At 71.1% G+C, this 4,806-nt stretch carries 3 protein-coding genes; 1 reads left to right on the forward strand and 2 read right to left on the reverse strand.

What is annotated here, in order from left to right; translation table 11 throughout:
• Positions 1-523: 523 nt before the first annotated feature.
• Positions 524-931 (forward strand): hypothetical protein, encoded by a 408-nt coding sequence (locus AB8Z36_RS29260; protein WP_369216396.1) that lies wholly within the window; start codon positions 524-526, stop codon positions 929-931.
• A gap of 367 nt (positions 932-1,298) precedes the next feature.
• Here the strand turns inward: AB8Z36_RS29260 and AB8Z36_RS29265 are convergent, their stop codons facing one another.
• Complete coding sequence (locus AB8Z36_RS29265; RefSeq protein WP_369216397.1) at positions 1,299-2,606, reverse strand: SWIM zinc finger family protein; 1,308 nt, start codon at positions 2,604-2,606, stop codon at positions 1,299-1,301.
• Positions 2,607-2,623: 17 nt separating this feature from the next.
• Positions 2,624-4,806: DEAD/DEAH box helicase (locus AB8Z36_RS29270; RefSeq protein WP_369216398.1), on the reverse strand; the 2,183-nt coding region annotated here is incomplete at its 5' end.

Genomic DNA, 4,806 nt, shown 5'->3' on the forward strand with positions numbered 1-4,806 from the left:
GTAGTACGGCACATCGCCGCCCGCGGGCGTGGGGATCAGCGAATCCAGGTCGGTCGGGAAGTCCGTGGGCACCGAAGGAAGCGCACTGGGGAGGTCGGTCGGGACCTCACTGGGGAGGCCCGTGGGCACCTCACTCGGGAGCTCCGTAGGGAGCCCCCTGCGCCGCCCCGGGGGGCCTCCCGGCGGTACGGCCGGAGGCGGCCGTCCCCCGGCGCCTGGCGGCGGTCCGTAGCCGCCTCCAGGAGGCGGTCCGAAGCCTCCGCCACCCGCAGGAGGCGGGCCGGCGGGCGGTGGGGGTCTCCTCGTCCTGCTCGCGCTCATCGTGGCCGTGGGGGTCATCACCGCGATCGTCCTCGTAATCAGGGACGGTGACGACGGGAAGGAGAAGAAGCGGCCGGTCGAGAGCAGCAGTGAGGAGTCGGAGCCGACGCCCTCCTCGAGTATCCCTACGGAGCTCCCGAGTGAGGTGCCCACGGGCCTCCCCAGTGAGGTCCCGACCGACCTCCCCAGTGCGCTTCCTTCGGTGCCCACGGACTTCCCGACGGACCTGGATTCGCTGATCCCCACGCCCGCGGGCGGCGATGTGCCGTACTACCGGTTGAAGGCCGGTGACTGTTTCAACGTCAGCGCCGGTAAGCCCGGCCAGGCATCGAAGAAGGCGTGCGGCACTCCACATGACGCCGAAGTGGTCGAACTCGCGCTACTCAAGGGCTCGTACACGACGAACACGCAGTTGAAGAAGGCAGCGGCAGACCTGTGCCGAAGGCCGCTGGAGCGCAAGGCACGCAGTCAGCCGTCCGCCACCGTACGAGGCACCCTGGTGCAGTACCCGAACACATCGGGCTACAGGACCGGCATTGCTGACGTCGCGTGCAGCTTGGCGGGAGACTCCGGAGCGGGCAAGCGCAAGCTCACGGGGCCGTTGTCCTGAGCACACCTCACCGAGCCGCTGTCCTGAGCACCTCACCGAGCCGCTATGTGTGCGCCGACGCCGCCTCCATCGAGGGGCAGGAGGCGGCGTCGGCATGCACCGGTCCGATCAGTGCGTGCGGCACAGTGTCCCTGATCATCCCCCTTCGGCCAGGCCGCGCTGGCAGAGCTGAGGAATTCGTGGTCCCCGTGGCGAGCCCGGGCGGCTCGTGTAGTCGGGCCTCCCTGTCCCGACTGCTCCAACGGTCGACGATGACGTGGCCGCGCTCAATCGCTGGGCAGGGGGAGTGCGCGTGCCGGTGTTCCCGGCGCACGGCCGCAGGCTCAGAGCGCGCCGGTGGCGCCGCCCGGACGCCCGCGACCGGCCCCTACTCGCTGCCGGTCGCCATGGCCAGCGCTGTCGCGGGATCGTGCGCGGCGGGCCCTGCCGGGGCCCATCGGCCGCCCTCCTCGCGGTAGGGCCACCAGCGGCCGTCACGGCCATGACGCAACTGCGCGTCGGAGCCGACCACGGTCCAGCGGTTGCGCGCGGCCCGCAGAGACGGCCGTTCGTCGTCGTCCCACGCGGCGTCCAGTGCGGCACGCGCGCGTGCCAGTGCCTCGCTCTCCGGTGTCCACTCCTCTTCCAGCACGTGCAGGGCGGCCCGGCCGCCGAAACGCCAGGCCCGCACAGCGAGTGCCAGGTCTTCGTGTCCGCGCGCCGACACTGCCGCGAGCCGGTCCCTGACTCCTGCCTCCGGCTCGGCGGCGGCCAGCCGGACGGCATCCTCCTCCACGGACAGCTCGGGTTCCACCGCGTGCCGCTCATGCCCAGGGGCCAGCGCGTCGGCCAGCAGCCGGTAGGCCTCGGCAGCCGCCTGCGCCGCCAGGAACTCGACCGCTGTCACATCGAGGTCCGCGCCGGGCTCCGCCTCCGTGTCCAGGGCCGGCGGCAGACCGGGCTCGGCGGGCAGCTCCGGCAGGGCGGGCAGCGGAGGCAGGATGTCGCCCTCCGCGTACGCCTCCGCGGCGCTGACGCCCTCCTGGGCGGCTTCCTGGGGGCCGCCTCCGTCGTGGGGCGCGGCGGTGCGTGCGGCGCTGCGCACCTGGAGATCGTCGAGGAGTTCACGCTCCCCGCGTCCCCGCATCAGCAGGAGAACGAAAGGGTCCTGGTCGAGCAGTCGCGCCATCTGGTAGCAGAGCGCGGACGTGTGCCCGCAGTGGTCCCACGCCTCACAGTCGCACTCGGGCTCCAGATCGCCGATGCCGGGCAGCAGTTCGACTCCGGCCGCCGCCGAGTCCTCCACCAGGTGCGGCGGCATGTCGCGGTCCAGGAGTGCCGCGATGTGTCCGGCCCGCTCGATGGCCATGTCCGCGAAGCGCTCCCAAGCCTCCGGGCTCAGCTCCTGGAGCAGCACGTCGGAGCGGTGCGGCGTGCCGTCGGGGTCCTTGACGACCGCCGTGATCCGGCCCGGCCGCACCGAGACCGCTCCCACAGCGCCCAGGCGGGCCAGTCTGCGTCCCGCTTTGAGCTGAGCGTTGTCGAGAGCCGTGTCCTCAAGAGCCTTCAGCCAGGCCTGCCCCCACCAGCTCTGTGCGAAGCCCCGCCCATGTGCGGGCGGCAGGGCCGCGAACGTGCGCTCGTGAAGGTGCCCGCCCGCACGCCCGCGCGGGTCATCGTTATCGGCTTCGTACATATCGTCATGAATGCCACTCATCGTGCGCCCCCTCGCAGCTCCACCAGGTCCGACAGCTCGGCGTCGGTCAGCTCGGTGAGGGCCGCCTCGCCCGCACCGAGGACGGCGTCTGCCAGCTCACGCTTGCGCAGCAGCATCTCGGCGATGCGGTCCTCGATCGTGCCCTCCGCGATCAGCCGGTGCACCTGCACTGGCTGTGTCTGGCCGATGCGGTACGCGCGGTCCGTGGCCTGTGCCTCGACTGCGGGGTTCCACCAGCGGTCGTAGTGCACGACGTGCTCGGCGCGCGTCAGGTTCAGGCCGGTTCCCGCCGCCTTCAGGGACAGCAGGAAGACCGGTACCTCGCCGTCCTGGAAGCGCTGCACCATCGCCTCGCGCTGTGCCACCGGTGTCCCGCCGTGGAGGAACTGCGCCGGGACACCGCGGTCCGCGAGGTGCCTCTCGATGAGCCGCGCCATCTGGACGTACTGGGTGAAGATCAGCACGCCTGCTTCCTCGGCGAGGATCGTGTCGAGCAGTTCGTCGAGCAGCTCCAGCTTCCCGGAGCGGCCGACGATGCGGGGCTCGTCCTCCTTGAGGTACTGCGCCGGGTGGTTGCAGATCTGCTTGAGCGCGGTCAGGAGCTTGACGATCAGTCCTCGTCGTGCGAACCCGTCAGCGCCCGAGATCTCCGCCATAGTCTCGCGGACCACTGCTTCGTAGAGGCCCGTCTGTTCCTGGCTGAGGGCTACGGCTCGATCGGTCTCCGTCTTCGGCGGCAGCTCCGGGGCGATTCCGGGGTCCGACTTGCGTCGGCGCAGCAGGAACGGCCGTACGAGCTGTCCCAGCCGCTCGGCGGCGCCGGGGTCGGAGCCACCCTCTACGGCCTGGGCGTAGCGCGTGCGGAAGGTACCGAGCCTGCCCAGCAGTCCAGGGGTGGTCCAGTCCAGGATGGCCCACAGTTCGGAGAGGTTGTTCTCCACCGGCGTGCCGGTGAGTGCCACGCGCGCGCGTGCGTTGATGGTCCGCAGCTGTTTGGCCGTCGCCGAGTAGGGATTCTTGACGTGCTGGGCCTCGTCGGCGACGACCATGCCCCACGGGGTCTGCCCGAGCTTCTCCGCGTCGAGACGCATCGTGCCGTAGGTGGTGAGCACGAACTCGCCGTCGGCCAGGTCCTCCAGGCCGCGCCGGGCGCCATGGAACCGCCGTACGCGCGTGCCGGGCGCGAACTTCTCGATCTCGCGCTGCCAGTTGCCCATCAACGAGGTCGGGCAGACCACCAGAGTCGGTCCTGCGGAGTCCTCCTGCGTCTGGCGGTGCAGGTGCAATGAGATCAGGGTGATGGTCTTGCCGAGGCCCATGTCGTCGGCAAGACAGCCGCCGAGACCGAGTGAGGTCATGCGTGCGAGCCAGTTCAGACCACGCAACTGGTAGTCGCGCAGCGTCGCGGCGAGCGCCTCGGGCTGGCCGACTGACCGCATGCCTTCCGGGTCGGCCAGGCGCTCCCGCAGGGTGGCGAGCCATCCCGTCGGCTCTACGCCGATGTGTTGCCCCTCGACCTCGGTCGTGCCGGTGAGGGCTGCGCTGAGGGCATCGATGGGGGTGACTTTGCGGTCCTGCTGCTTGCGGGCGCGGCGCACCTCGTCGGGATCGATGAGCACCCACTGGTCACGCAGGCGCACCACGGGCCGGTTCGCTTCGGCGAGCCGTTCGAGTTCCTCGCGGGTGATTTCCTGGCCGCCGAGCGCGAAGCGCCAGTTGAAGGCGAGCAGTGCGTCGGCCGAGAGGAACGAGGGGGTGTCGGAGGACAGTTTCTGTTGGCCCTTCCCGGCGCTGTCCTCTGCCTCGTCCGGCGGGCCGATGACCGCGCGCGCGGTCAGGCTGCGCGCCAGTTCCCTGGGCCAGTGCACGTCGACACCCGCCACCGCGAGCGCGCGCGCTCCCTCGCCGAGCAGTTCGGTGATCTCCTCGTCGGCGAGTTCGATCGCATCGGGCACGGTGGCCGAGAGCAGCGGGGCGAGCGGCGGCCACGCGCGCGTGGCGCGGCGCAGGGCGAGGAGCGCGTCCATCTTCGAGCGTGGTCCGAAAGCTTGCGCCGACGTCTCGCTACCGGACCACACCTCGGCGGCGTCGGCGACGAGCGAGGGGTCGCTGACACTGTGCAGTTGCAGCACGGCGCGGTAGGCCAGCCGGGCGCCGTCGGCGGCAGCCGAGACGAGGC

This window comes from Streptomyces flavofungini (genome assembly GCF_041028215.1).
Lineage (GTDB): Bacteria > Actinomycetota > Actinomycetes > Streptomycetales > Streptomycetaceae > Streptomyces > Streptomyces flavofungini_B.